This is a genomic window from Streptomyces spectabilis (genome assembly GCF_008704795.1).
In the GTDB taxonomy this organism is placed as follows: Bacteria; Actinomycetota; Actinomycetes; order Streptomycetales; family Streptomycetaceae; genus Streptomyces; species Streptomyces spectabilis.
Map to the genome: position 1 here is coordinate 5,212,210 of NZ_CP023690.1, position 26,935 is coordinate 5,239,144.

The 26,935-nt window shown below is 74.4% G+C and carries 22 protein-coding genes and 1 pseudogene; 10 read left to right on the forward strand and 13 right to left on the reverse strand.

Annotated features, from left to right (window positions below; translation table 11 throughout):
* Positions 1 to 193: 193 nt before the first annotated feature.
* From CP982_RS22825 to CP982_RS22840, 4 genes are all read right to left on the reverse strand, one after another.
* Positions 194 to 1,426, reverse strand: a complete 1,233-nt coding sequence (locus CP982_RS22825; RefSeq protein ID WP_150512226.1) for a cytochrome P450 — start codon at positions 1,424 to 1,426, stop codon at positions 194 to 196.
* A 19-nt stretch (positions 1,427 to 1,445) separates the two neighbouring features.
* Positions 1,446 to 2,129, reverse strand: coding sequence for a response regulator (locus CP982_RS22830; RefSeq protein WP_150512227.1), 684 nt, complete (start codon positions 2,127 to 2,129; stop codon positions 1,446 to 1,448).
* Complete coding sequence (locus CP982_RS22835; protein WP_150512228.1) at positions 2,126 to 3,439, reverse strand: sensor histidine kinase; 1,314 nt, start codon at positions 3,437 to 3,439, stop codon at positions 2,126 to 2,128. The genes CP982_RS22830 and CP982_RS22835 overlap by 4 nt, the downstream gene beginning before the upstream one ends.
* A 1,429-nt stretch (positions 3,440 to 4,868) precedes the next feature.
* Positions 4,869 to 5,720, reverse strand: coding sequence for a diacylglycerol kinase family protein (locus CP982_RS22840; protein ID WP_150512229.1), 852 nt, complete (start codon positions 5,718 to 5,720; stop codon positions 4,869 to 4,871).
* Positions 5,721 to 5,882: 162 nt separating this feature from the next.
* Here CP982_RS22840 and CP982_RS22845 point away from each other — a divergent pair, with 162 nt between their 5' ends.
* Complete coding sequence (locus tag CP982_RS22845; RefSeq protein ID WP_150512230.1) at positions 5,883 to 7,166, forward strand: adenylosuccinate synthase; 1,284 nt, start codon at positions 5,883 to 5,885, stop codon at positions 7,164 to 7,166.
* Here CP982_RS22845 and CP982_RS22850 read toward each other — a convergent pair.
* The 5 genes from CP982_RS22850 to CP982_RS42585 all read right to left on the reverse strand — a co-directional run bounded on the left by CP982_RS22850 (position 7,163) and on the right by CP982_RS42585 (position 14,898).
* Positions 7,163 to 10,912, reverse strand: a complete 3,750-nt coding sequence (locus tag CP982_RS22850; RefSeq protein ID WP_308294310.1) for a WD40 repeat domain-containing protein — start codon at positions 10,910 to 10,912, stop codon at positions 7,163 to 7,165. The two genes, CP982_RS22845 and CP982_RS22850, sit on opposite strands and share 4 nt — an antisense overlap.
* Before the next feature lie 217 nt (positions 10,913 to 11,129).
* Positions 11,130 to 13,016 (reverse strand): serine/threonine-protein kinase, encoded by a 1,887-nt coding sequence (locus CP982_RS22855; RefSeq protein ID WP_150515652.1) that lies wholly within the window; start codon positions 13,014 to 13,016, stop codon positions 11,130 to 11,132.
* Positions 13,017 to 13,295: 279 nt separating this feature from the next.
* Positions 13,296 to 14,150, reverse strand: a complete 855-nt coding sequence (locus CP982_RS22860) for a helix-turn-helix domain-containing protein (RefSeq protein WP_150512231.1) — start codon at positions 14,148 to 14,150, stop codon at positions 13,296 to 13,298.
* A gap of 6 nt (positions 14,151 to 14,156) precedes the next feature.
* On the reverse strand, positions 14,157 to 14,672 hold the full coding sequence (locus CP982_RS22865) for a DUF6879 family protein (protein ID WP_150512232.1): 516 nt from the start codon (positions 14,670 to 14,672) through the stop codon (positions 14,157 to 14,159).
* Complete coding sequence (locus tag CP982_RS42585; RefSeq protein WP_150512233.1) at positions 14,647 to 14,898, reverse strand: hypothetical protein; 252 nt, start codon at positions 14,896 to 14,898, stop codon at positions 14,647 to 14,649. The genes CP982_RS22865 and CP982_RS42585 overlap by 26 nt, the downstream gene beginning before the upstream one ends.
* Before the next feature lie 230 nt (positions 14,899 to 15,128).
* Between CP982_RS42585 and CP982_RS22875 the strand changes: the two genes are divergently transcribed.
* Together CP982_RS22875 and CP982_RS22880 are read left to right on the forward strand one after the other, a co-directional pair.
* Positions 15,129 to 15,587, forward strand: coding sequence for a hypothetical protein (locus tag CP982_RS22875; protein ID WP_150512234.1), 459 nt, complete (start codon positions 15,129 to 15,131; stop codon positions 15,585 to 15,587).
* Complete coding sequence (locus CP982_RS22880) at positions 15,584 to 15,808, forward strand: hypothetical protein (RefSeq protein WP_150512235.1); 225 nt, start codon at positions 15,584 to 15,586, stop codon at positions 15,806 to 15,808. The genes CP982_RS22875 and CP982_RS22880 overlap by 4 nt, the downstream gene beginning before the upstream one ends.
* A gap of 70 nt (positions 15,809 to 15,878) precedes the next feature.
* Here the strand turns inward: CP982_RS22880 and CP982_RS22885 are convergent, their stop codons facing one another.
* Positions 15,879 to 16,355, reverse strand: coding sequence for a MarR family winged helix-turn-helix transcriptional regulator (locus CP982_RS22885; protein ID WP_150512236.1), 477 nt, complete (start codon positions 16,353 to 16,355; stop codon positions 15,879 to 15,881).
* Entirely contained in the window at positions 16,352 to 16,942 is a 591-nt protein-coding gene (locus tag CP982_RS22890; protein ID WP_150512237.1) for a DJ-1/PfpI family protein, read from the reverse strand. The genes CP982_RS22885 and CP982_RS22890 overlap by 4 nt, the downstream gene beginning before the upstream one ends.
* Positions 16,943 to 17,111: 169 nt before the next feature.
* On the opposite strand from CP982_RS22890, the gene CP982_RS22895 reads away from it, so the two are divergent.
* Both CP982_RS22895 and CP982_RS22900 read left to right on the forward strand, forming a co-directional pair.
* Positions 17,112 to 17,759 (forward strand): DUF4956 domain-containing protein, encoded by a 648-nt coding sequence (locus tag CP982_RS22895; protein WP_150512238.1) that lies wholly within the window; start codon positions 17,112 to 17,114, stop codon positions 17,757 to 17,759.
* Positions 17,756 to 18,655 carry a VTC domain-containing protein gene (locus CP982_RS22900; RefSeq protein WP_229878962.1) on the forward strand — a complete coding sequence of 300 codons (900 nt, stop codon included), beginning with the start codon at positions 17,756 to 17,758 and terminating at the stop codon, positions 18,653 to 18,655. The genes CP982_RS22895 and CP982_RS22900 overlap by 4 nt, the downstream gene beginning before the upstream one ends.
* Before the next feature lie 43 nt (positions 18,656 to 18,698).
* On the opposite strand, the pseudogene CP982_RS22905 reads toward CP982_RS22900, so the two are convergent.
* Together CP982_RS22905 and CP982_RS22910 are read right to left on the reverse strand one after the other, a co-directional pair.
* Positions 18,699 to 19,934 (reverse strand): annotated as a pseudogene (locus tag CP982_RS22905) (sensor histidine kinase); the annotation flags it as partial.
* A 12-nt stretch (positions 19,935 to 19,946) separates the two neighbouring features.
* A complete protein-coding gene (locus CP982_RS22910) occupies positions 19,947 to 20,633 on the reverse strand; it encodes a response regulator transcription factor (protein WP_150512240.1) in 687 nt (228 codons plus the stop codon).
* Between the two features lie 450 nt (positions 20,634 to 21,083).
* Between CP982_RS22910 and CP982_RS41835 the strand changes: the two genes are divergently transcribed.
* From CP982_RS41835 to CP982_RS22940, 5 genes are all read left to right on the forward strand, one after another.
* Positions 21,084 to 21,359, forward strand: coding sequence for a hypothetical protein (locus CP982_RS41835; protein ID WP_170316476.1), 276 nt, complete (start codon positions 21,084 to 21,086; stop codon positions 21,357 to 21,359).
* A gap of 105 nt (positions 21,360 to 21,464) precedes the next feature.
* Positions 21,465 to 22,823, forward strand: a complete 1,359-nt coding sequence (locus CP982_RS22920; protein ID WP_150512242.1) for an aspartate aminotransferase family protein — start codon at positions 21,465 to 21,467, stop codon at positions 22,821 to 22,823.
* Between the two features lie 175 nt (positions 22,824 to 22,998).
* Entirely contained in the window at positions 22,999 to 23,715 is a 717-nt protein-coding gene (locus CP982_RS22930; protein WP_150512243.1) for a GntR family transcriptional regulator, read from the forward strand.
* Positions 23,712 to 26,174, forward strand: a complete 2,463-nt coding sequence (locus CP982_RS22935) for a dolichyl-phosphate beta-glucosyltransferase (RefSeq protein WP_150512244.1) — start codon at positions 23,712 to 23,714, stop codon at positions 26,172 to 26,174. The genes CP982_RS22930 and CP982_RS22935 overlap by 4 nt, the downstream gene beginning before the upstream one ends.
* A gap of 93 nt (positions 26,175 to 26,267) precedes the next feature.
* The gene (locus tag CP982_RS22940) at positions 26,268 to 26,918 is read left to right on the forward strand and encodes a hypothetical protein (RefSeq protein ID WP_150512245.1); all 651 of its coding nucleotides are present in this window, start codon (positions 26,268 to 26,270) and stop codon (positions 26,916 to 26,918) included.
* Positions 26,919 to 26,935: the final 17 nt, after the last annotated feature.

Below are 26,935 nucleotides of genomic sequence, written 5' to 3' on the forward strand. Positions count from 1 at the left end.
TGCCCCCTGCCCGGGGCCACGTGCCCGGGCGGTGGGGGCGGAGGGTGGGACCACCCCGCGCGGGTGCACGCCCCCCCGCTGTGGGCAGGGGGTTGAACGGGCCCGCAGGGTTCAGCCGTGCCCGGGGCGGGGGCGGGTGGGCGGGAGCGGCCCGACGGGGACGCCAGGGTTCCGCACCGGTCCCGACCGGCCCTCACATCGTCACGTGCAGGCCCTTCAGGCCTCTGATCACGAAGCCCGGCTTCCGGGGCGGCTCGGACGCGAGGCGGAGCCCCGGGGCCCGGCGCAGCAGGGCCCGTAGGGAGGCGCCGAGTTCGAGGCGGGCCAGGGGGGCGCCGATGCAGTAGTGGATGCCCGCGCTGAAGGAGATGTGGGGGTTGGCGTCCCGGGGGCGGGACAGGTCGAGGGCGTCGGGGGCCGGGAAGACCGCCCCGTCCCGGTTCGCCGAGCCGAAGAGCAGGGCCACCTCGCTGCCCCGGGGAATCACCGTGCCGCCGACCTCGATGTCGTCCAGCACCCACCGCTCGAAGAGCTGCAACGGGGTGTCGTAGCGGAGCAGCTCCTCCACGGCCGTGGGCAGCAGCCGCTCCGGCTCCGCGCGCAGGGCGGCCAGCTGCCCGGGGTGGCGGAAGAGCGCGTGCCAGCCGTTCACGGTGGCGTTGACGGTGGCCTCGTGCCCGGCGTTGAGAAGCAGCACGCAGGTGGAGACCAGCTCCTGCTCGCTGAGCCGGTCGCCCTCCTCGTGGGCGGCGATGAGGTCGGTGAGCAGATCGTCCCCGGGACGGACGCGCCGCTCGGCGATCAGCTCCCGCAGGTACGCGGAGAACTCGACCGAGGCCCGCACGGCCCGCGCGGCCGCCGCCTCGCCCGGGTTCAGCTCGTACATCCCGCAGATGTCCGCCGACCACGGCCGCAGCGGGTCCCGGTCGCCCTCCGGGATGCCGAGCAGCTCGGCGATCACCGCGACGGGCAGCGGCTCCGCGACCCGCGCGAGCAGATCGCCGCCGCCGTCCGCGACGAGGCCGCGCACCAGGTCGTCCGCGAGCCCCTCCACGTACGGGCGCAGCCGCTCCACCGTCCGGGGCGTGAACGCCTTCGCGACCAGACGGCGGATGCGGGTGTGCGCGGGCGCCTCCAGATCGAGCATGCCGTGATCGTTGAGGACGTGGAACGGCTCGTGCGCGGCGGGCGGCGCCACCCGCCCGAACTCCTCGTGGCTGAACCGGTGCAGATAGGTCCGGCCGAGCCGCCGGTCGCGCAGGAGCGCGGCGACGTCCGCGTGGCGCGGGATCAGATACTGGTCGCTCGGCCCGTAGTGGAGCACGCGCCCGCGGGCGCGCAGCTCCGCGTAGGCGGGGTAGGGATCCGCGAGGAAGGCGTCCGACGAGGGCGCGAACACCTCGGTCACATCAGCTGCGTCGGCCATGGACGGACGCTAGCCGCGCTCACCCGGGTGTGACCAGCCTCGCCTCGTACGCGAACACGGCGGCCTGGGTGCGGTCGCGCAGCCCGAGCTTCACCAGGACCCGGCTGACGTGCGTCTTGATGGTGGACTCGGCGACGACGAGCCGCGTGGCGATCTCCGCGTTGGAGAGCCCCTGCGCGATGAGCACGAGCACCTCCGTCTCGCGCTCGGTCAGCTCCCCGTACTGGGCCTGCGCCTGCGCGGTCCCTGCGGGCCGCGGCCGGTCCGCGAGCCGGGAGAACTCCGTGATCAGCCGGCGCGTCACGCTCGGCGCGAGCAGCGCCTCACCGGAGGCGACGACCCGGACGCCGTCCGCCAGCTGCTGCGCCGAGGCGTCCTTGAGCAGGAAGCCGGACGCGCCCGCGCGCAGCGCCTGGTACACGTACTCGTCGAGGTCGAAGGTCGTCAGGACGAGGACCTTGGTGGTGGTGCCGTCGGCGGCGACGATCTCGCGCGTGGCCTCGATGCCGTTCAGCTCGGGCATGCGGATGTCCATGAGGACGACGTCGGGGGCGAGTTCACGCACCCGCTCCACGGCCTCGCGGCCGTTCACCGCCTCGCCGACGACCTCGATGTCGGGCATCGCGTTGAGCAGCACGGAGAAGCCCTCGCGGACCATCATCTGGTCGTCCGCGATCAGCACGCGGATGGCCTCGCCGCTCACGCGGCCTCCCCCTCGGCCGCGCCCGGGGCCGCCGCCACCGGGACGGGCAGGAACACCGTCACCTCGTACCCGCCGTCGGCCGTCGGACCGGCCGTCATCTCCCCGTCCAGCATGCCGACGCGCTCCCGCATCCCGGTGATCCCGTGCCCGGCGCCCGGCGAGGGCTTCACGAGCCCGGTCGCGGGCCCGTTCACGATCCGCAGGCCGAGGCCGCCGATGACGTACCCGATCTCCACCCGGGCCGTGGCCCCCGGCGCGTGCCGCAGGCTGTTGCTGAGCGCCTCCTGCACGATCCGGTACGCGGACAGCTCGACGCCCTGCGGCAGCTCGCGCACGCCCCCGGTCACGGCCTTCTCCACGACGAGGCCCGTCTCCCGCACGTTGGCGATCAGCCGGTCCAGATCGGCGAGCGTCGGCTGCGGGGCGTCGGGGGCCTCGTAGTCCTCCGCCCGTACGACGCCGAGGACGCGGCGCAGCTCGGTCAGCGCGACCACCGCGTTCTCCCGGATCGTCGCGAAGGCCTGCGCGAGCTCCGGCGGCGGGTCCTGCACGCGGTACGGGGCCGCCTCCGCCTGGATGGCGACGACCGACATGTGGTGGGCCACGACGTCGTGCAGCTCACGGGCGATGTTCGTGCGCTCCTCCAGGAGCGTGCGCTTGTCCCGCTCGACGGCGGTCACGGTGCGCTCGGCGACGACCTCGCGGCGCGCGTCCCGGTTCGCCGACACCAGCGTCACGATGGCGACGACGACGCCGCTGAACATCAGCATCTGCACCGAGTTCGAGTCCCAGGCGACGGTCGCCTCGGCGAACATCGAGTACAGGGCGGTCAGCACCCACATCCACGCCGCCGTGCGCGGCCGGGTGCGCGCCGCGACCACCGCCATCACCGCCGTGTGCCCGACGATCGAACCGGGGGGCCACGGTGCCCAGCCGCCGCCGCTCAGGACCAGCATCATCGGGGTCATCCCGAGCGAGCACCACCAGGCGAGCACCGGCCGCGCCAGGGTCAGCAGCACCGCGCCCGCCGGCAGGAAGCCGGTGAGCGCCCACGCGAACTCCCCCCGCACGTCCCAGCCGCCGAAGCCGCCCGCGTACGCGACGAACAGGGTCAGCAGCGCGAGCCCGGCCACGAGCCCGTGCGGCAGCCACACCGAGGCCTGTCCCGCCCGCCCCGGCAGCCGCGCGGCCTCCCGCCGCAGCGGCTGCAGCGGCCGGTAGGCGAACACGTCCTGGAACAGATCGGCCCGCAGTCCCTGGAGGGCGTTCTGCGCGAGGTGGAACTCTGGGCTGCGCGTTTTCTCGGTCACGCCTAAGACGGTACGGGGGCCGCCACCCCCCGGACGTCCCCTCCGAGACGGGTTCCCAGGGGTCCGTCGCAAGTACTACGCGGGCGGTCTCGCCACCCGTCCCCACTCGGGGCGGGGACCTGTTGGGCACCCCCGGCGAACGCCTCGCGCCGGGCCTGGCCGTGCGGTGCCGAGGGCGGTCCCGCCACCCGCCCTCACCTGGGGCGGGGGTCTGCGGGGCACGAGGGTTAGGCCCTGGGGCGGGGGCCCCGGCCGTGTGGAACCGGGGTGGTCCCGCCACCCGCCCCCACTCGGGGTGGGGACCTGTTGGGCAGCACCGGCAAGCGCCCTACGCCGGGCCTGGCCGTGCGGTGCCGAGGGCGGTCCCGCGACCCGCCCCCGCCTGGGGTGGGGGTCTACGGGGCACGAGGGCAGCCCTGGGGCGGGGGCCCCGGCCGCGCGGAACCGGGGTGGTCCCGCCACCCGCCCCCACTCGGGGCAGCGACCTGCGGGACACCACCGGCAAACGCCCCGCGCCGGGCCTGGCCGTGCGGAGCCGAGGGTGGTCCCGCCACCCGCCCCCGCCTGGGGTGGGGGTCTGCGGGGCACGACGGCCAAGCCCTGGGGCGGGGGCTTGGCCGTGCGGAACCGGGGTGGTCCCGCCACCCGCCCCGTCCGGGGTGGGGACCTGTTGGGCACCACCGGCAAACGCCCCGGACCGGGTCTGGCTGTGCGGTGCCGAGGGTGGTCCCGCCACCCGCCCCCACCCGGGTGGGGGACCGTGAGGGCACCACGGGCCCCAGCCGCGCGGAGCGGGGGCGGTCCCGCCCGCGACAGGGGGCTGTGGGGCCCGGCAGGCGAAGCTCGGGAGTTTCGGGTGGGAGGGTGGGAAAGCACGCGCCGCGGTAGCGGCGGGGCCGTCCACTGCGCGGTAGCGCCCCGCGCCGGGCCCCGGCCCAGCTGGGCCGGGCGGGCAGCGAGGGCGCCAGCCGCAGGCACCCCCCCCGCGTCCGGGGGCGGGCCTCGCCAGGCAGGGCCCTGCCGCCCGGGGGACTCGGCCCGGTGGGGCGGGTGGGTGGGACCGTCCCGGCGGCGCGCAGCGCAGCCCCCTGTCGCCAGGGCAGAAGCGCGGGTGGCACCCCCACGAGCGCCCCGCGTCGCGGTCGGGCCCCGCCAGGCCAGGGCGCTCCGGCCCGAGAGAGTCGAACCGGTGGGACGGGTAGGTGGGACCACCCCAGCGGCGCGGAGCGCAAGCACGCTGTCGCCGGGGCACCAGCGTGGGGGCCACCGCAAGCGCCCCGCAGCAGACGCAGGCCCCGGGCCAGGGCGCTCCGGCCCGAGGGAGTCGAACCGGTGGGGCGGGTGGGTGGGGCCACCCCGGCGGCGCGGAGCGCAGGCCCCGGGGCGCCGGGGCCCGGCCCAGGGCGGACCGCGCACGAGCGGGCCGAGCCTAGGCCCGCAGGTCCGCCGGAAGGGTGAGCCCCCAGGCCTGGGGACGGGCGGTCCAGGTGCGGGTGCGGACGGGGCCCGCCGTCGCGCCGTCCGCGCGGTAGCGGAAGTCCGGCCCCGACACCGTCACGGAGCGGGCCCGCGCCCCCACGGGCGCGACCCCGGCCCCGACGGACGACGGCCGCACCTCCACCCGGGCCAGGCCCCCGCCGCCCGTGGCCACGGACACGCCCTCGACGGGCTGGTCGAGGTCGACGAGGGTCACCCCGTCGGCCTCGACGCGCAGCCGGGAGGGCCCGGCCCGGCCCGCCGCGGGCCGGGCGCCGAGGGTGCGGACGAGGGACTGGCAGGTCCGCAGCCAGGCGTGCCCGTGCCGCTCGGCGCCGGGCTCGTCGGCGAGGCCCGCGCCGAGGGACGGGATCCGCACGTCGCCGAGTACGACCTCGTCCCGGTCGTCGACGAGCAGGTCGAGCCGTCGGGGCACCCCGTCGAGCACGGTGCGCGCCGCGGCGACGGCCCCGGCGGGCACGCCGAGGGCGCGGGCGAGCCGCACCCCGGTGGCGCCGCCCGCGACGGGCACGACGGCCAGGTCGGTCGCGCCGAGCGCCCGCTCCCGGTGCAGGACGGCCACGGCCCGCCGCAGGGCCGCGTCGTCGCCGACCACGACCGGGCGCCGCGTGCCGCGCCTGGCCAGGGCGCGGGCGAATTCCTCGGGCCCCTCGGGCAGAACGAGCTTGAGCGCCGCGCCCGCGCCAAGCACGTCCTTGGCGATGCGTACGGACTCGCCGTCCGTGCGCCGGGCGACCGGGTCGATGATCACGATGAGGTCATCGCGCGGGCCGCGAGCCGACACGTGCGCCCTTTCTTTAGTCCTCGGGTAGCATCTTTGTGCAAGAGCCCCTTGCGCTATTGCGCCAGGGGCTTCGTCTATTCCGGGGCAGCATCCAAGGCACACCCATACGGCGGCTACGGCCCCTGACCTTGGACATGCCCCGCCCGGAAGGGGTGTACGCCTGTGCCCGCACTCGTGCTGCTCGGTGCTCAGTGGGGTGACGAAGGCAAGGGAAAGGCCACCGACCTGCTCGGTGGATCCGTGGACTATGTAGTGCGCTACCAGGGCGGCAACAACGCCGGCCACACGGTCGTCGTAGGCGACCAGAAGTACGCGCTGCACCTTCTCCCTTCCGGAATCCTCTCGCCGGAGTGCGTACCGGTCATCGGTAACGGTGTCGTCGTCGACCCGTCGGTCCTGCTCTCCGAGCTGAGCGGTCTGAACGAGCGCGGCGTCGACACGTCGAAGCTGCTGGTCAGCGGAAACGCGCACATCATCACGCCGTACAACGTGACGGTGGACAAGGTCGGCGAGCGCTTCCTCGGCAAGCGGAAGATCGGTACGACCGGCCGCGGCATCGGCCCGACGTACGCCGACAAGATCAACCGCACCGGCATCCGCGTCCAGGACCTCTATGACGAGTCGATCCTGAAGCAGAAGGTCGAAGCCGCCCTGGAGCAGAAGAACCAGCTGCTCACCAAGGTGTTCAACCGCCGCGCCATCGAGGCGGAGCAGATCGTCGAGCAGCTCCTGGAGCACGGCGAGAACATCAAGCAGTACGTGGCCGACACCACGCTGATCCTGAACAACGCGCTCGACGACGACAAGGTCGTCCTGTTCGAGGGCGGCCAGGGCACGCTCCTGGACGTGGACCACGGCACGTACCCGTTCGTCACCTCGTCGAACCCGACCGCGGGCGGTGCCTGCACGGGCACCGGCGTCGGTCCGACGAAGATCAGCCGCGTCATCGGCATCCTCAAGGCGTACACGACCCGTGTCGGCGCCGGTCCGTTCCCGACGGAGCTGTTCGACAAGGACGGCGAGGCGCTGCGCGAGATCGGCGGCGAGCGCGGTGTGACCACGGGCCGTGACCGCCGCTGCGGCTGGTTCGACGCCCCGATCGCCCGCTACGCGACCCGCGTGAACGGCCTGACGGACTTCTTCCTCACCAAGCTGGACGTCCTCACCGGCTGGGAGCGGATCCCGGTCTGCGTCGCGTACGAGATCGACGGCAAGCGCGTCGAGGAGCTCCCGTACAACCAGACGGACTTCCACCACGCGAAGCCGATCTACGAGACGCTGCCGGGCTGGTCCGAGGACATCACCAAGGCCAAGACCTTCGGCGACCTGCCGAAGAACGCGCAGGCGTACGTGAAGGCCCTGGAGGAGATGTCCGGCGCCCCGATCTCCGCGATCGGCGTGGGTCCGGGCCGGGACGAGACGATCGAGATCAACTCGTTCATTTAGCGACTGGCGACTGCTGACAGCTGTTGGCAGCCACGGCCGCGGCGCTGGTCCGGCAGGTAGCTCGCGCGCTCCTGCCGGGTCAGGTCGCGGCCGACCGCGTGGCAGATCCGCCGGACCGCCCCGGCCGGCGTGGGCAGGTCGGTCCGCCACAGACGGGCCCTCGCGTCCTCGCCGCCGGTGGCCAGGGTCCGTCCGTCGGGGCTGAACGCCACCGCGCGCACGGACTCGGTGTGCCCGCTGAGCCGGGCGCGGAGGTGCCCTGTGGCCGTGTCCCACAGCCGTACCGTGCCGTCGGCGCCGCCGCCGGCGAGGGTGCGGCCCTCGGGGCTGAAGGCCACCGCGAGGACCTGGCCCGTGCGGTCGGTGAGGGTGGCCCGGGTGCGGCCCGTGGCCGTGTCCCAGAGCCGTACCGTCCCGTCGTCGCTGCCCGCGGCCACCGTGCGGCCGTCGGGGCTGACCGCGACCGCGCCGACCGCGTCGGCGGGCCCGGTGAGGGTGGCCCGCGGCGTGCCGCTGCCGACGTCCCACAGCCGTACCGAACCGTCGGCGCTGCCGGTGGCGAGGGTCCGCCCGTCCCGGCTGAAGGTGAGCGCGAGGACCGCCCCCGGGTGGTCGAGCTCGGTCCTGGCCCGGCCCGCGGCCACGCCCCACAGCCGGACCGTGCGCTGCCCCGTGACGACGGCGAGGGTCCGGCCGTCCGGGCTGATGGCCGCCGCCACCACGGCCTCGGCGCTGTCGACGGACGTACTGCGCGGCCTGCCGGTGGCCACGTCCCACCGCCGCACCCGCTGGGTGTCGTTGACGGTCGTCAGGGTGTGCTCGTCCCGGCTGAACGAGACCGCGAGGACCGGCCCGGTGCGGTCGGTGAGCGTGGCGCGCGTGCGGCCGGTGGCCGCGTTCCAAAGGCGTACGCTCCCGTCGGTGCCGCCCGTGACCAGAATCCGCCCGTCGGGGCTGTACGCGGCGAGCGAGACCGGGGCGCCCTGCCCGGTGAGCGTGGTGCGCGGGGTCTGCGGCGCCGTGTCCCACCGCCGCACCGTCCTGTCGTAGCCGCTGGTGGCCAGGGTGTGCCCGTCCGGGCCGAAGGCGACACCGGAGACGGGGGCGGTGTGGCCGGTCAGGACGGTCCGGGTGCGGCCGTCGGCCGGGTTCCACAGGCGTACCGTGCGGTCGGCGCCGCCGGTGGCCAGGGTGCGCCCGTCGGGGCTGAACGCGACGGTGGAGACCTCGCCCGTGTGCCCCCTGAGGACGGCCCGTGTCCGCCGCCGCGCCGCGTCCCACAGCCGTACGGTCCGGTCGTAGCCGGTGCTGGCAAGGGTGCGCCCGTCGGGGCTGAAGGCGACGGCGGAGACCTCGCCGCGGTGGCCCCGGAGCGTGCCGCGCGGCTCGCCGGTGGCCGTGTCCCACAGGCGTACGGTCCGGTCGGCGCCGCTGGTGGCCAGGGTGCGCCCGCCGCGGCCGAAGGCGACTTTGGAGACCTCGCCCTCGTGGCCGGTGAGCGTGGCGCGGGTCCGTCCCGTCGCCGTGTCCGAGAGGCGTACGGTGCCGTCGTCGCTGCCGCTCGCGAGGGTGCGGCCGTCGGGGCTGAACGCGAGCGTGAAGACCGCGTCGGTGTGGCGGGGGAAGGCCCGGCGCACGGTGCCGGTGGTGACGTTCCACAGCCGGACCCGGGTGTCGCCGCTGGCCGCGAGGGTGCGTCCGTCGGGGCTGAACGCCACGGAGTGGACGTCCCCGGTCTCGCTGCTGAGGTCGGCCCGCAGCCGGCCGGTGGTGGCGTCCCACAGCCGTACGACGCCGTCGTAGCCGCTGGTGGCGAGGGTGCGCCCGCTGGGGCTCACCGCCACCGAGAGGACCGGTCCTTCGGCGGCGGTGAAGCGGCGCCGCAGCGGCAGCTCGGCGGCGGCGTAGAGGCTGCCCGCGGCCTCCGGCGTGGGAGCCGTGCGGTGGGCCCGCACCGCGAGCAGCGCGGCCAGGTCGGGGTCGCTGTCGAGCAGCGCCGCGGACTGCGCGGCGAGCTGGCGGGACTGAGCCACGCGCTGCGCGGCGCGGGCCCGGTCGCGCTCGCGGTCGCTGTCGCGGCTCTGCTGCCAGGCGATCAGGGTGGCGGCGAGGACGAGGGCGAGCAGCGCGGACAGGGCCGCGGTGAACCGGCGCAGGCGGCGGGTGACGCGGGCCGCCGCGCGCTGCTCCTGGTCGCGGGCGGCGGTGCTCGCGGCGAGGAAGTCCCGTTCCAGTGGGGTGAGTTCGGGGTGGGTGCGGGCCTTCGGGAAGTGCTCGTCCGCGGTGGCGAGGCGGGTGCCCCGGTACAGGGCCCCGGCGTCGCGGCCCAGTTCCCGCCAGGCCTCGGCGGCCTCGGTGAGGCGGCGGTGGCAGCGCAGCCGCTCGCGGTCCTCGTCGATCCAGGCGCGCAGCCGGGGCCAGCCGGTGATGACGGCCTCGTGGGTCAGCTCCGCGGTGTCGTGGTCGAGCGTGACCAGGCGGGCGCGGGCGAGCCGGTCCAGGACGCGGGCGGCGGGCGTTGCGGCGCCCACTGTGTCCGTGCCGTCCCCGCTGTCCCTGCCGTCCCTGCCGTCCCCGCCGTCCAGTTCGGCCCGGCGCACCGGCCGCCGCGTGTCCGGCACGCCGTCGCCCGGCGTGATCAGACGGAGCAGGATGCGGCGCGCCGACTCCCGCTGGTCCTCGGGCAGTTGGGTGTACAGGTCCTCGGCGGTGCGGGCCAGGGCGCCGGTGACCCGGCCCGACGCCTCGTACGCGGCCATCGTCAGGGTGCGGCCCTGGCGGCGGCGCCAGGTCTCCAGGAGCGCGTGGGAGGTCAGCGGCAGACAGCCCGGCTCGTCCAGGGTCTCCTCGATGAGCCGGGCGGTGAGGGCGCGCTCCACGATGAGGCCGTGCGCGGCGGCCGGTCGGACGATGGCCTCGCGCAGTTCGGCGGGGCTCATCGGGACCACCGGAAGGTTGGCCTCGCGGATGGCGTCGGCGAGCCCGCGGTGCTGCAGACAGCGGCCGTAGAAGTCGGCGCGCACGCCGAGCACCACCCGCAGGCGCAGGACCGGGGTGCGGGCGGACACGAGCCGGTCGATGAACTCCTGCCGCTCGCCCGCGTCGTGGCAGAGGGTGAAGACCTCCTCGAACTGGTCGACCACCAGCCAGGTGTCGCCGTCGCCCGGGGCCGGCGCGAACAGCCGCTCGTGGGTGCGCACGGGCCGGGGCCCCGGGGTGAGGACGCGGATCGCGGCGGGCCGGGGCGCGCCGGACGCGGGCTGCCGCAGACAGGGGATGAGCCCGGCGCGCAGCAGCGACGACTTTCCGCTGCCGGAGGGGCCGAAGACGGTGGTGACGCGGTGTTCCCTGGCCAGGGAGACGAGTTCGGCGGTGAGCCGGTCGCGGCCGAAGAAACGCTCCTGGTCCCCGGTGTCGAAGCGCGCGAGCCCCCGGTAGGGCGGATCGGCGTCCTGGGCGTCGTCGCGGGGCCCGTGCGCGGCCTCCTCGACGCGGGCCTCGCGCCAGCGCCGCTCCCACCAGCCGGGGTCGCCGCCGCAGGCCTTCACATAGGCGAGCGCGACCGGCAGCGACGGCAGCTTCTCGCCCGCGACGGCGTAGGCGAGGGTGGTGGCGGAGTAGGCGGAGTCGGCGGCCATCGCCCGGTACGTGGGCGCGCCCGCCCCGCGGCGCAGCGCGCGCAACTCGTGGGCGAACCGCTCCACGGGTCCCGCCGCCGGATCGATCGGTTTCTCGCGACGTCCCACGACGCATCCCCCCGCGTGTGCCCCCGTACGTGCGTGATGGGCACCCACCCAACTCCGCAGCCCGGCCCCGCGGAAGCCGTGAGCGAGCCAAAACCTGTTTTGTCCCGGGGCACGCGGAGGGGGTGCGGGACAACGGCGCGGCGGGTTGGAATCGCCGGGTGGCAGGGCCGCCGCCCGACCGACGGGGGGCGGGCGGCGGCCCGGTCGCGCGAGCCGGTCAGCCCTTGGTGTACGTGAGCGCCTTGCCGCCGTCGGTGTTGACCCGGTGCAGCTCGCCGCTCGGCAGGATGCTGACGACGCTGGGGGCGCCCGGCTCGCAGGTGCGGGGCGGGCCCACGGTGACCTGGGTCCTGGAGATGCGCAGTTCGCTGTCGGACGCGGAGGTCAAGGTGCCCTGGAACACGCAGTGGTAGGTGCCGCCGCCCTTGAGCGGGCCGTCGGCGGTCAGGGACAGGACGGTGTCGCCGACCTCGCCCTGCTGGATGGTGAGGCGGCGGGTGCTGGTCCCGGCCTCGCCGGACACCGTGCCGTTCCAGGTGCCGAGGTACTTGTCCGGCACGGTGTCCTCGTCGGACGCGGACGCGGACGGCGTCGGCGAGGCGGGTTCCGCCGAGTCGGACGGGGTGCCCGGCGTGGTGGGAGCGGAGCTCTCGCGGTTCTTGCTGTCGCCGCGCGCCTTGGGGTCGCCGTCGCCCTTCATCACCGCGTACACCGTGCCGCCCGCGCCGAGCGCCACTATGACGGCCACGGCGACGAGCAGCGCCGTGGACCGGGCGCTGCGGCGCGGCGGGTCGAGCGGCGGCGGGCCGTACGGGGGCGTGCCGGTGCCGGTGCCGTACGGCCCCTGCGGGTGCGGATAGCCGTACGCGGCGGGCCCCACGGGCCCCGCGGCCTGGTGGGGGTAGGCGTAGGCCGGGGTGGGGACCGGCGGCGGCGCGGCCGTGACGGCGGGCGCGGCGGGCAGGGGCGCGGGCGGCGCCCCGCTGACCATGGTCGGCAGGCGGTCGACCGAGCCCTGTCCCGGCACGCCGGGCGGCGGCGGGGTGTCGGGCTGCCCGGGAGCCGCGGGCGGGGTGGCGGGAGGGTTCGCGGGCGGGGGCGGTGTGCTCTCCGCGGACGGCCGCGGTCCGTCGGGCACGGCCTCTGCCGCGGCCCCGGCCCCGCCCGCATCCGAGGTCTCCGCCTCCGGGTCCTCGACCTCCAGCAACTGCACGGCGTGCCGCCCGAGTTGGGCGACCAGGGCGCCGGGGAGCCACGGATCCCGGGACTTCCCCTCGAAGACCGTGTTCCCGGCGCCCGTACGGTCCAGGACGTCGTCCAAGGAGGGCCGGTCCTCCGGTGCCTTGGCCAGGCAGTGCTTGACGAGGTCGCGCAGCGACTCCGGCACCGGCTCCAGGTCCGGCTCCTCCTGGGCGATGCGGAACATCAGCGCGTGCACACCGCTGTTGGCCGTGCCGAAGGGCAGCGCGCCCGTCGCGGCGTACGCGAGCACGGACCCCAGGCAGAAGACGTCCGCCGCCTCGGTGACGCGGTCGCCGCGCACCTGCTCGGGTGCCATGAACCCCGGAGATCCGACGAGCGCGCCGGTGCGCGTGAGGCCGCCGTCGGTGACCGTCTCCAGGGCCCTGGCTATCCCGAAGTCGATGACGCGCGGCCCGTCGATGGTCACCAGGACGTTGGACGGCTTGAGGTCGCGGTGGATGAGCCCGGCGGCGTGGATGTCCTTGAGGGCGTTCGCGAGCCCGGCCGCGAGGATCTTCACCGAGCGCTCGGGCAGCGGGCCGTGGTCGTGCGAGACGACGGCCTGCAGCGAGGGCCCGGCGACGTACCCCGTGGCGACCCACGGGATCGCGGCCTCCGTGTCGGCGTCGAGCACCGGCGCCGTCCACGCGCCGCCGACGCGCCGCGCGGCCTGCACCTCCTGCCGGAAGCGGCTGCGGAACTCCTCCTGCGCGGCGAGCTCCTCGCGCACCAGCTTGACGGCGACCGTGCGGTTCCTGCCGGAACGCGCCAGGTACACCTGCCCCATGCCACCCGCGCCGAGCCGTGCGAGCAGGCGGTAGGCGCCTATCCGCTGCGGTTCGCCCGGACCCAGTTTCTCCATGGCCATCGCGGCGCCGTCCTCCCCCAGTTCCAGCCACTTTCAGACGGCCACTGTGCGTGTACCGCCGTGCAACAGACCGAGGAGTCTACGTACCGTCCACATGGTCCGCGCGACGCCCCCGAGTCCCTATAAGCCCACTACATGGGCGCCTCTTCCGCAGTGTGTCGACGGAATCTGTGACACATCCGTGAGACAGCGCTCGGCCCCGCCACAGTGATCGTCGCCCCGGGGACTTGCGGGCGGACATCCTCCACCAGGGCCCCGGGGGCGAGCTGTCCCTCAGTGCAGGGCTTCGATGGATCGCAAGATCAGGGCTCGTGCCTCGGTTCCATGGACAGCGAGATCGAAAAGCCGCGCGAAGGCCCGTAAGTAGATGTCCAGTTCCCCCGGAGCTGTGACAGTGACTTTCGCGGCGAGCAGCTCGACGTGGATGCGTGCGTCGTCGAAAATCGTGAACTGTTCCAGCGGCCACATGACCTGTTCTCGCGGCGCGGTGGCGGGGATGATCCCGAGGGACATGGAGGGCAACGCCATCGCGGCGAGCAGTGCCCCGAGCTGGCCTGCCATGACGTCCGTATCGCCGACGCGGTGGTGCAGGACGCTCTCCTCGATGAGGGTCGCGAACCGGCGATCTCCTTCGTGGAGTACACGCGCGCGCTCCATGCGCGCCTTCACGGCCTCGCTCACGTCGTCGGGGGTGCCGCGAAAGGCGGCGATCGTGCTCATGAGGGCTGTGGCGTAGCCAGGCGTTTGAAGGTAGCCGGGGATCACGTGGGAGGCGTACACCCGAAAACGGCGGGTGCGCTCGTATCGGGCGGTCGAAGCCTCTTGCAGCTGCTTCATGCCCCTCCGCTGGAGACGCTTCCACTGGACGTACATGGAGTCGGCCTGGCGGTTGGCCGCGATCAGGTCCGCAGCCTGGTCGGCGGCGTCGCAGGCCGTACACCAGGCCTGGACATCCGCGTCTGAAGGGGCGGTAACAGCGTTCTCGATGCGGGACGACTTGGCGACGGACCAGTCGGAGCGGCGCGCGAGTTCCCTGCCGGTGATCCCGGCGTCCAGGCGCAGCTCTCGCAGGCGGCCTGCGAGAGCTGCGCGCGCCTCCTGCACGCTGGTCGTCGGGAAGGAGGGCATCGGCGGTTACTTGACCTCGTACTGGTCGTGCGGAACGGCCCGCTCCCAGACGCGCTCGAACGCGGCTGCCTGCTGGCCGACCACGGCTGAGTCGTCGCACAGTTCCTTGTTGATCCACTCGCCGTCACCGGAGAAGTGGTGGACGCGCATCAGCCGTCCGTCGAAGATCCATAGATCGCTACCGGGAAGCAGCATGTCCCACGTGCGGTGGCGGGGCAGCCAGCGGACCTCCTCGCCCGCCTCGGTGTTGGCGCGGGTCTGGTAGTGCTCCCACCTGATGTAATCGGTGACGGGCTCCGAGACGATCCGGGCGCGGCGTACGTGGACGCCACGGGCGACGGCATCCGCGATGACCTGGTGGTAGGGACGCCACCAGGAAGTGCGATCAGCCCATTCGACCCGTCGGCCCTCCTGCCAGGCCTCGAAGCGAGGGTTGCTGTAGTAGGCGTCCCTCATCTCCAGGTGGACGGCCGACTTCACGGCGCCGGCGAGGAGTTCAGCGAACTCCGGGACCGAGCTCATCGCACGCCTTCCTGATGATCGAAACCATACGGGCCGGGACCCTGATGATTCCCTCGCCGGGCGGGATCGGGGCCCGCGCCGGCGACAGGGCCTCGCACTGGGCGCTCGTCCTCTCGTCGGCCTCGTACCCCTGGATCAGCAGATCCGACGTCGACCTGTCCACCCACACTGTTGGGCATCCGTCCTCGTCCGTCTCAGGGTCGATCCCGACGAAGTGAATGGTCATGGTGCCCCGCCTTCCGCGCCACTCGGTTGCAGAGATTTGCACCACGTTCATCCCCTCGCGTCATGGCGTCAAGAGGGCCTGTGCAGCCACCTCGGGAGCCTCAACTTCCCTGTAATTCGGTGCAACTTCGTGGCGCCTGCGCTGCGCCAGTTCCTAGCGTCGGTGGTTACGACGAAACTCCGGCGACCAGGCGAACGGTCCCGGGGCGTGGCCGACCAGCAGGAGCCGACATGGCCGAGAGCACGACAACCGCAGGCGCTGTCACCTGGCTCACGGAAGCACGCGCCGACGTCCGCAGAGCACTCGCCGAGTGGGATCGCGGCGACCTCGCGCCGGTCCCCGTCGGAGCCGCCTGGGACGTGGTCCGCATGCCGCAGCGCATCGGCTGGCGCACCATCCACTGCCTGCGTGCCGACAGCGCTCTGCTCGGGCCCGTGCTGCACACCGCGACGCACGTCGAGGTCCTCGTCCCTCCTGGGACCGCGCGGTCCTGGTGCGCGCCGCAGGCCACCACGCTCAGCCGCGGCGACTTCATCGCGGCCCCAGGCCCCGCCGTCGTCGCCCCGCTCACCGTGCGCACCCGCTCCTGGATCGTCGCCCCCACCACCCCGCTCCTCCTCACGGACCCAGCCGAGCTGTTGTCCGCGTACACCACCGCGCACGAGGCGATGAAGGGCGTGACGACGTGACCGCCGCAGGGCCCGACGAGTACGTGGGCGACTACGAGTTCCCGGACCTCTACGGGGCCTACCGCGAGCACCTCGACCACTGCCCCGGTATTCACACCGGCCTCCTCGCCGACTGCGTCGAAGGCGCGCGCCTCGCCGCCGCCTGGCTGGATGAGGACTGGCCCGGCTACGGGGCCGCCGGTACGGAGCGGTGGTTCTGGGGGGTGCGATCCCATGCGTGACGTGAGCGAGCCCTTGAGGCTGTTCGTCGTAGTCCCGTTGAGTTCCCTCGCCTACGACCACGGCATCGCTCTACGGTTGCGTAACGGCCTGCTCAAGGCTCGCGAGCGCGTCCGAAAGTCGCTCCAGGGCCAGCACGGTCCGCTCGAACTCGGCCGCGCCCAGCGCGTCCCTGAGCCGGGCGGCGAGGTCCGCGTGGCCCGGCTCGATCTTCGCGACGGCCGCGCGCCCCTCGTCGGTGGGGCGCAGGAGCTTGGCGCGGCGGTGCGCGGGGTTCGGCGCGTACTCGGCGAGTCCGCGGCGTACGAGCAGGTCGGCGACGCGCTGCACGCTCTGCCGGGTGATGCCCATGGCGCGGGCGATGCCGGCCACCGGCAGGGGCTCGCGCAGGACGGCGCCGAGCACCTGCCACCAGGCGGCGGTGAGCCCGGCGGGCCGGGCCAGTTCCTCGGAGATGCCGAGGAACTGGCCGTTGAGCCGGAAGACGCCGACCGCGGTGCGGCTGAGCAGGTCCTGGGCGGCGCGCTCGCCGTCGTCCGCGGCGCTCATGAGTTCAGCGTCTCGTACGCGGCCGGGTCCGAGTCGTGGAAGAGCCGGTACCAGGCGTCGAGCTTCTCGCCCTCGAACGCGCCCATGCGGCCCAGGACTTCGCGGGCGAACGCGACGGGCTCGGTGGGCCCCGCGGTGATCAGGTCGCCGTCGGTGATGGCGTCGGACTCGACGTACCGGTCCGCGCCCTTGTAGCCGGTCGCGTCCAGGTACATCGGTACGGCGCTGGTGTGGGCGCGCTCGTCGAGCAGCCCCTCGCGGGCGAGTCCGGCCGTTGCCCCGCAGATCGCGGCGACGGGCACGCCCGCGTCGAGGAACGCGCGGGCGGTGCGGGCGAACGGCGCGAGACCGTCGCCCGTGTCCCACAGGTCGGCCCCGGGCAGGATGAGCAGCTCGCTGTCCTCGGGGCGCAGCGCGTCGAGCGTGAGGTCCGGCTCCACGCGGGCGCCTCCGATGCTGGTGACCGGCTCCGCGGTCAGGCCGACCGTGCGGACGGTGTGGCCGGTGCGGGCGAGGAACGCGGTGGCGTACCCGGTCTCCCAGTCGGCGAGCGTGTCGTAGACGGCGAGGTGAACGGCCTTGCTCATGGTGACCTCCAGTGCCGGGCTCCCGGACCCGGGCCGCTGCCCGAGTGGGTATGTAAGGATGCTGTCATTACGACAGTTTGCTGTCAATGGCTGGGCGGGAGCCCGAGCCCGGGGAGCCTTAACGCTCACCAGGCGCCCCCTTAACCCGCCCCCGCCTAGCGTCCGGCGCATGGACCTCACGACGCTCGCCGCCCATCTGGGCCTCGACCTCCTGGCCGTCGCGCTGCTGACCTTCGCCGTCTTCTATCCGCGCCACCACCGGCGCGAGCTGGTGCCCGCCTATCTGGCCCTGAACGTCGCGCTGTTCTCGGTCGTCGCCGCCCTGTCGGAGGCCAGGGGCGGCGGACTCGCGCTCGGGTTCGGGCTCTTCGGCGTGCTCTCGATCGTCCGGCTCCGCTCCGACGCGGTGCGCCACCAGGAGGTCGCGTACTACTTCACGACGCTCGTCCTCGGGCTCCTGTGCGGGCTTCCCGGCCTGTCCCTGCCCTCCGCCGCGGGCCTCGCGGCCGTGCTCCTGCTCGTGATGTACGTCGCCGACCACCCGCGCCTGTACGCCCGCGACCGCCGCGCCGTCGTCACCCTCGACGCCGTGTACCGCGAGGAGGACGCCCTGCGCGCCGAGTTGGAGCGCCGCGTCGGGCAGCCGCTCGGCTGGACCGTCCACGAGGTGGACTTCGTCCGCGACCTCATGGTGCTGGAAGTCCGCTTCCGGCAGCCGGAACTCACGGAGGGCTCCCGGTCGTTCACTAGGAGTACGAGTAGGAGTACGCGTACGACGTCAGGACCGGCCGCACGCCTCAGCAAGGAGCCCGCGTGAACCCTGCCCTTCGTGCCCTGAGCCGCGCCGCGCTCGCCGCGCACCCCGTCTCGCTCGCGGAGCTGAACGCCCGCGCGGAGCTGCTCGCCCGCTACGACCACGGCTATCTGGTCCCCGTCGAGGTCTTCGAGGACTTCGCCGCGCTGCTCACCGACCCGCGCAGACGCGGCGGCCCGTTCCGGGCCCTGAGCATCGGCGGCCGCCGCAGCTTCGGGTACCACTCGACGTACTACGACACCCCGGGCCTCGGCACCTTCCACGACCACCGCCAGGGCCGCCGGCTGCGCTACCGGATACGGGAGCGGGTCTATCAGGACAGCGGGGAGCGGCAGTTCGAGATCAAGCTGAAGACCGGGCGCGGCGAGACCGTCAAGCACCGCCAGCGCATGCGGGGCGACGAGCACGCGCTCGACGACACCCGGCGCGGCTTCCTCGCCGGGGTGCTCCGCGGTTCGTACGGCGTCGAGGCGCCGGCCTCCCTGACGCCCTCCCTGGTCACGCACTACCGGCGGGCGACGTTCGTGGCCGACGGCCAGCGGATCACGTGCGACGCCGCCCTCGTCGTCCGGGACGTGGCGACGGGCCGCACGGCGACGGCCGACAGCGGGCTCGTCCTCGTCGAGACGAAGACGCGCGGCAAGCTGACGGACGCCGACCGGGTCCTGCACCGGTACGGCCTGCGGGCCGCGGAGTTCACCAAGTACTGCGGCGGCCTGGCGGCGGTCCGCCCGGACCTGGGGATCAACCGCTGGGCGCGGGCGGTCCGGGTCGCGTTCCCGCGGGCGGTGGGGGGTCCCGGCGATCCGGGCGATCCGGGCGGGCCGGGTGGTTCGGGTGATCCGGACGGTCCGGGCCGTCCGGGCCGTCCTGGGGACGGGCCGGACGGGGAAAGGTGAGCGTCACGCGGGTCGGGCGGTGCTCGACGGCGAACGAGCCGCCCGCGTCCTCCGCCGTGCGCCGGGCGATGTCCAGGCCGAGGCCCGTCGACCCGCCGCCGCTCGCGCCGCGCGCGGCGGACCGGGCGCAGGAGCCGGGGAAGCCGGGCCCGTCGTCGCTGACGGTCAGGCGCGCGCGGCCGTCGGGCCCCGTGGTGACGGCGACGCGGTAGGCGGTCCCCTGGGGCGTGTGGTCGAGCACGTTGCCGATCAACGCGTCGATGCCTGCGGCGAGTTCGTCGTACGGCACGGGCACGGTGAGCCTGTCGTCAGGGGCCTCGACGTCACCGCTGCGCCCCTGGTCCTCGGCCAACGGCTGCCAGAAGGCGGCGCGTTCGCGGGCCACGGCCGCCAGGTCCGCGCCCGGGGCGGCGTTCAGCGGGCGGCGGGCCTTGCGGATCACGTCGTCGACGCTGCGCTCCAGGGCGACCACGTCCGCCGCGATGCGCCGGGCCTCCTCCGGGTCCCGCAGCGTCTCCGCGTCCAGGCGCAGGGCGGCCACCGGGGTGCGCAGGCGGTGGGCGAGGTCGGCGGCGTTCTCGCGGGCGGTGACGCGTTCGGCGGTGAGCAGGTCGTCGATGCGGGCCGCGAGGCGGTTCAGCTCGGCGGCGACGAGCCGCAGCTCGGGCGGCCCCTCCGGGGCGGCGCGGGCCGACAGGTCCCCGGCGGCGAGCCGGTCGGCGGTCCTGGCCAGGCCCCGCGTCGCGCCCACGAGGCGGGCCCCGAGCCGGTCGGCGAGCAGCAGTCCGAGCAGGACGAGCCCGACGCCGATCCCGGCGAGCACGAGCCACGAGGTCAGCGTGCCCGCGTACAACTGCCGGTCGGTGAGCGTGACCTGGACGACGGCGGTGCCGTCGGCCGCGCCGTGCACGGGGACCAGGACCTGGCGGCCGCCGGACGAGGGCTCGTACGTGAACGCCCGTCCGGTGCGGGCCAGCCGGACGGCGTCGGTGATCTCGGCGGGCCCGGGGCCGACGGTCGCGCCGCCGCCCAGGATCAGCGAAGTGCGCGGCAGCCCGGGTCCGTTGACGCTCTCCACGGTCTGCTCGGCGGTCGGCCGCTCCTTCCGCGACGCCAGGGCGGGCCCGATGGCGTGCGCCACCCACTGGGCCCGCGCGGTGGCCTCCGCGGTGGCGCGGTCGGCGGCGTGGCTGCGGGTGAGCAGGGTGAGCGGCACGAGCAGGGCGGTGAGCACGAGGGCGGTGGTGGCGGCGGTCAGCAGGAGCAGGCGGCGGCGCATGACGGCCGCTTCCTACGACGGCTCGGGCGCGGCGAGTTTGACGCCCACCGTGCGGACGGTGTGCAGATAGCGCGGGGCCTGCGCGGTCTCGCCCAGCTTGCGGCGCAGCCACGACAGATGCACGTCGACGGTCTTGTCGGCGCCGCCGAGCGGCTGGTGCCAGACCTCGGCGAGGAGTTCGCGCCGCGACACCACCCGGCCCGCGCGCCGGGCCAGATGGGCAAGGAGGTCGAACTCGCGCGGGGTGAGGTCCACGGCCGCGCCGTCCAGGGTCACCTCGCGCGCGGCCGGGTCCACGGTGAGGCCGCCCACCCGCAGGGGCTCCTCGGCCGCGCCCGCGCCGAGCCGCCGGAGCACCGCCTTGACGCGGGCGTCCAACTGGGCGGCGCCGAACGGCTTCACGATGTAGTCGTCCGCCCCGTCGCCCAGGGCCGCCACCATCTCCGGCTCCTCGTCGCGGGCCGTCGCCACGATGACCGGTACGTCGCTGACGGCGCGCAGCATCCGCAGGACCTGCGCCCCGTCCACGTCCGGCAGGCCCAGGTCGAGCACGACCAGGTCCGGCGGGTGCGTCACGGCCGCGTCGAGCCCCGCCATGCCCGTCGGCGCCGTCACCACGGCGTGCCCCCTGTCCCGCAGGGCCCGCAGCAGGGCGCCGCGCAGCTGGGGGTCGTCCTCCACGACGAGAAGATGGGCCATGGGGTCACGGTAGCCAGGAGTTCGGGGCGAGTTCACCATCGGTTTCCGGCTGACCGGGCTGCTGATCGACCCTTAACCGGGCTCTTAACCGGACGTTAGGGAACGGCGGGGGAGGGTGGACGGATGCGGAAGTGGTGGAGTGCCGCGGGCACGGTGGCGTGGGTGGCGGTCGGCACGGCCGCGGGGGGCCTCGGGGCCTGGCAGCTGGCGAGCGCGGACGGCGGGGGCGCGGCGCACAGCCGTCCGCTGGACGAAGGGGCGGTGCGCAGGGCGCTGGCGGGGGAGGGGACGGCGGACGCGACGCCTTCGAGCCCGACCCCTCCGAGCCCGACCCCTCCGAGCCCGACCCCTTCGAGCCCTACGCCTTCGGGCCCGACGCCGTCGAGCCCGCGGCCTTCGGGCCCGACGCCTTCGGATCCGAGGCCATCGGGCCCAGGGCCCTCGCGGTCGATGGCCCCCGAGCGGTCGACGGTCCGTTTCACCGGAGGCACGGCCACGGTGGAGTGCCGCCCGGGCGGCACGGTGTACCTCGTCTCCTGGAGCCCGGCGGACGGCTACCACTTCGACGAGGACGTGGTGCGCGGGCCGGGCCGTGCGGCCCGCCTGGAGGCGGAGCCCAGCGACGACGCCGACGACGGCGATGGCGCGGAGGACGCCGACGACCTGACCTACGACATCACCTGCCCCGACGGCAGGCCCCGGGCCCACCGGGCTCCGGACGACTGAGGCCCGGCGCCCCACCCCGCGGGCGACAGGTTGTCGCGTTATGGGGCGGCCGCCAGACACCGCGCACATGTCCAGGGCGCATTCCGGACACCTACCCTCACCCCCATGACCCCTCAGCCCAACCCCCAGCTCGGCGCAGCGGTCGCCGCAACCGACCGCGCGCACGTCTTCCACTCCTGGTCGGCCCAGGAACTGATCACCCCGCTCGCGGTGGCCGGCGCGGACGGCTCGTACTTCTGGGACTACGAGGGCAACCGTTACCTCGACTTCACCAGCGGCCTCGTCTACACGAACATCGGCTACCAGCACCCCAAGGTCGTCGCCGCGATCCAGGAGCAGGCCGCGAGCCTCGCCACGTTCGCCCCGGCGTTCGCGATCGAGGCCCGTTCGGAGGCGGCCCGGCTTATCGCCGAGCGCACCCCGGGCGACCTGGACAAGATCTTCTTCACCAACGGGGGCGCGGAGGCCGTCGAGAACGCCACCCGCATGGCCCGGCTGCACACGGGCCGCCCCAAGGTGCTCTCCGCGTACCGCTCGTACCACGGGGCCACCGCCGCCGCGATCAACCTGACCGGTGACCCGCGCCGCTGGCCGTCCGACACCGCCTCGGCGGGCGTCGTGCACTTCTGGGCACCCTTCCTCTACCGGTCCCCGTTCTACTCCGAGAACGAGACCCAGGAGTGCGAGCGGGCCCTGACGCACCTGGAGGACACCATCGCCTTCGAGGGGCCCGGGACCATCGCGGCGATCATCCTCGAAACGATCCCCGGCACCGCCGGGATCATGCCCCCGCCGCCCGGCTACCTCGCGGGCGTGCGCGAGCTGTGCGACCGGCACGGCATCGTGCTCGTCCTGGACGAGGTCATGGCGGGCTTCGGCCGCACCGGCGCGTGGTTCGCCGTGGACCACTACGAGGGCGTCGTACCGGACCTGCTGACCTTCGCCAAGGGCGTGAACTCCGGGTACGTGCCGCTCGGCGGCGTGGCGATCTCGTCGGCGATCGCCGAGACCTTCGCCCGCAGGCCCTACCCGGGCGGACTCACCTACTCCGGCCACCCGCTGGCCTGCGCGGCCGCCGTCGCCACGCTGAACGTCATGGCGGACGAGGGCGTGGTCGAGAACGCGGCCCGCGTCGGCGCCGACATCATCGGCCCCGGCCTGCGCGAGCTCGCCGCGCGCCACCCGAGCGTGGGCGAGGTGCGCGGCATCGGCATGTTCTGGGCCCTGGAGCTCGTACGCGACCGGGAGACCCGGGAGCCGCTGGTCCCCTACAACGCGACCGGCGAGGCCAACGCCCCGATGGCCTCGTTCGCCGCCGCCGCGAAGGCGAACGGCCTGTGGCCCTTCGTGAACATGAACCGCACCCACGTGGTGCCGCCCTGCACCATCACCGACGCCGAGGCGAAGGCCGGCCTCGCGGCCCTTGACCGGGCCCTGGACATCACCGACACCCACACGACCTGATCCCGGCGGCGGCCCTCGCGCCGGCGCCCCGCCCCCGTCCGCACCCCGGGCGGGGGCGGGCGGGGCTCGGGGGGCGGAACCCCGACCGCGTAGTCTGACGTGCTCGTAAGCGACGACGCCGGGAGCGTCGTCCGAGCGGACCCGGACAGCACCACGCAGGGGGAGGCCACCAACCATGCCCGGAGCCGACGGCCCCGCCGTCATCCGCAGCACCCTGCGCCAGCAGATCGCCGACGCCCTGCGCGACGAGATCCTCGCGGGCCGCCTCGTGCCGGGCCAGGAGTTCACGGTGAAGGAGATAGCCGAGCAGTACGGCGTCTCCGCGACCCCGGTCCGCGAGGCCCTGGTGAACCTCTCGGCGCAGGGCCTCCTGGACTCGGTGCAGCACCGCGGCTTCCGCGTGCACGAGCACACGCTCGCCGACTACCGCGGCATGATCGAGGCCCGCGGCCTCGTCGCCGACGGCATCTTCCGCGACCTCGCCGTGACGGCGGAGCGCCGCACCGTCCCGGCGGCCGGATTCGTGTCGGTGCGCCGCCGCGGCGAGGAGGCGGCCCGCGCCGCCGCCGCGGGCGACCTCACCGTCCTCATAGGCTACGACCTGCGCTTCTGGCGCGAGCTGAGCGCCCTCTTCGGCAACGCCTACCTCGCCGACTTCCTGCACCGCCTGCGCGTCAAGTCCTGGGTGTGCGCGGTCCCGCACCTGCGCCGCGAGGCGGAGCGCGGCGGCGAGCTGCGCGGCCGCCTGTGGTCGCGGCACACGGAGCTGGTGGACGCCGTGTCGCGCCGCGACCCGCTCGCCGCGCACCGCATCGTCGCGGAGTACAACGCCCACTCCCTGCGGCTCATCGAGACGCTGGCCGCCGGGGACGACGAGCGGGCCTCCGGATGACCGCCGTGGACCTCAGCGTCGTCATCCCCGCCTTCAACGAGGAGCGCCGTCTCGCCCCCACCCTGGAGGCCGTCCGCGCCTACCTCGACGCGGCCCCCGAGCCCCCGGCGTGGGAGCTGATCGTCGTCGACGACGGCTCCACGGACCGCACGGCGGAGATCGCCGCCGCGGCCGCCGCGGCCGACCCCCGCGTCCAGCTGGTGCGCGGCGGCAGGAACCGCGGCAAGGGCCACGCCCTGCGCCAGGGCGTCCTCGCCTCGTACGGCCGCCGCGTCCTGGTCACGGACGCCGACCTGGCCGCGCCCATCGAGGAGCTGGAGGCCCTGGAGAAGGCCCTGGCCGACGGGAACGCGGCCGCGGTCGGCTCCCGGGCGCGGCCCGGCGCGACGATCGGCGTGCACCAGCACCGGCTGCGCGAGCTGCTCGGCCGGGGCGGGAACTTCGTCATACGCACGGTCGCCGTCCCCGGGATCCGTGACACCCAGTGCGGATTCAAGCTGTTCGACGGCGACCGGGCCCGCGCGGCGTTCGCCGCGTCACGCCTGCGCGGCTGGGGCATCGACGTCGAGATCCTGCACCACTTCCGCGCCCAGGGCTGGCCGGTCGCCGAGGTGCCGGTGCAGTGGTCGCACCAGGAGGGCTCCAAGGTGCGGCCCACCGACTACGTCCGCGTCCTGGCCGAGCTGACCGCGCTGCGCGCCCGCGCGCTGCGCCCCGCCGATCTGCTCGTCGCCGCCCTGTTCCTGGTCGCATCGACCGCCCTGTACGCGCGCCGCTGGATCTCCCCGGACACCCGCTACCTCCCGCACGCCCTCCAGGACCAGAACCAGTGGGAGTGGTTCTTCGAGGTCACCGCCCACAACGTCAGGCACCTCGACAACCCCCTGTTCACGACCTTCCAGAACGCCCCGGACGGCGTGAACCTCATGGCCAACACGGTCATGCTCGGGCTTTCCGTGCCGCTGGCCCCCGTGACCTGGGTGTTCGGCCCGGCCGTCAGCCTGAACGTGGCGATGACGCTGGGCCTCGCCGCCACCGCGACCGCCTGGTACTGGCTCCTTCGCCGGCGGCTCGTACGGCACCGGGGAGCCGCCGCCGTCGGCGCGGCGCTCGCCGCCTTCGCGCCGCCGATGGTCAGCCACGCGCACGCGCACCCGAACTTCATCGTCCTGTTCATGATCCCGCTGATCATCGATCGGGCGCTGCGCCTGTGCGCGGGCCGTCACGTCGTACGGGACGGCGTGGTGCTCGGCCTGTTCACGGCGTACCAGATCTTCCTCGGCGAGGAGCCGCTGCTGCTCGCCGCCATGGGGATGGTGCTCTTCACCCTTGCGTACGCGGTGGTGCGGCGGGATGTCGCACGCGCCGCCTGGCGCCCCCTCGCGCGGGGCCTGGCGATCGGCGTCGGCGTCTGTCTGCCCCTGGTCGCCTTCCCTCTGTGGTGGCAGTTCTTCGGGCCGCAGAGCTACAAGAGCGTGCTGCACGGCGACAACGCGGGAAACAGCCCGCTCGCCCTGCTGTCCTTCGCCGAGCGCTCCCTCGCGGGCGACGCGGACACCGCTGCCTCGCTCTCGATGAACCCGACCGAGCAGAACGCCTTCTACGGCTGGCCGCTCGTCGTGCTCGCCCTCGTGATCACGGTGTGGCTGTGGCGGCGCCCCGCGGTGAAGGCCCTCGCGTTCACGGCGGTCGCGGCGGCGTTCCTGTCCTTGGGCCCGAAGTTCCGCATCCCGCTGACGGACGTGGTCCTGCCCGGGCCGTGGGCCCTCCTCTCCGACCGGCCGCTCTTCGAGTCGGTCATCGAGGGGCGCGTGGCGATGGTGTGCGCTCCGGTGCTCGGCATGCTCGTGGCGCTCGCGATCGAGCGGCTGCTCGTGAGCACGCGACGGGCGCCGGGGTGGGCGCCGACGGCGGGCCGCACCCGGGCCGCCGCCGTGCGGTACGCGGGCCTCGGCGCGGTCGCCGCCGCCCTGCTGCCCCTCGTACCGCTGCCCCTGAAGGCCGTGGACCGGATCGAGGTCCCGGCGTTCATCGCCGACGGCACCTGGCGGCGTTACGTCGACACGGCGGCGGGGGAGACCCTCGTCCCGGTGCCGCTGCCCGACCCCGGCTACGCGGAGGCGCTGCACTGGCAGACCACCGCGGGCCTGGGCTTCAGGCTCCCCGGCGGCTACTTCAACGGGCCCTGGGGCCCGGACCGCGTCGGCATCTACGGCGCCCCGCCCCGCAACACCACCAACCTCCTCCGCGACATCCGGGGCACCGGCGTGGCCGTGGGCGCCACGGACGCCTGGCGGCGGGCCGTGCGCGAGGACCTGCGGTACTGGAACGCGGGCGTCGTCGTGCTCGCCCCGCAGGCCGCCGACGCGGCGCTGCGCAGCACCCTCGACGACCTTCTTGGACAGCGCGGAAAGTGGGTAGACGGGGTGTGGATCTGGGACGTGCAAGGGGGATCCTGAGCGGCCCCGCTGCCACTACGCTGCGGGAACAACACGCACGGTAGTGAACCCCCGCGCACGCGCCCGCCCATCCGCTGACCCGAGGAGCCCTTCTTGGCCTGCGACTTGTGGCTCGTCCCGCTCGTCGATGTGCTCTGCCACAGCCCCGACAACCCCTTCGCGGAGGAACTCGCCGCGTACGACAAGGCGCTGACCGACGCGGGCCTGCCGACGGTCCCCGTCTACGCGTACATGCCGGGCCTGTCCGGCGACGTGGCGCCGGTGGCGGGCTTCGACTACGACGCGCTGCACTTCCTGCGGCGCGCGTACCTGCTGCGCGTCTGCGGTCTTGAGGTGACGCCGGTCGACGAGCTCGGCGGTGACTACGAACAGCTCCTGGAGATGTTCGATGCGACGGCCCAGCAGTCGCATCTGGTGTGGCACTACGACCACGCCGGGGCGTACGTGCCCGTGGACTTCCCGGCGCCGCTCGCCAACGACGAGCTGCTCGCGGGCGGCGGTCCGCTGGGGTCCTCGCACGCCCTCCTGCGCGAGCTGGAGTTCGTGGCGCCGTCCATCGGCATAGACCCCGCGAACCCGCCGCTGCCCCCGGCCCCGCCGCGGTCCCCGACGGCCCTGGAGGAACCGGCCCCCGCGCCGCCCCACGACCCGAGCCCCTTCGCCCGCGAACGCCACGTCTGGCTCGGCCTCCACGCAGCCACGACCCGAAGCCTGGCCCAGGGCTCAATGATCATCTACAGCTAGCCGGCTCTCTCCCCTCC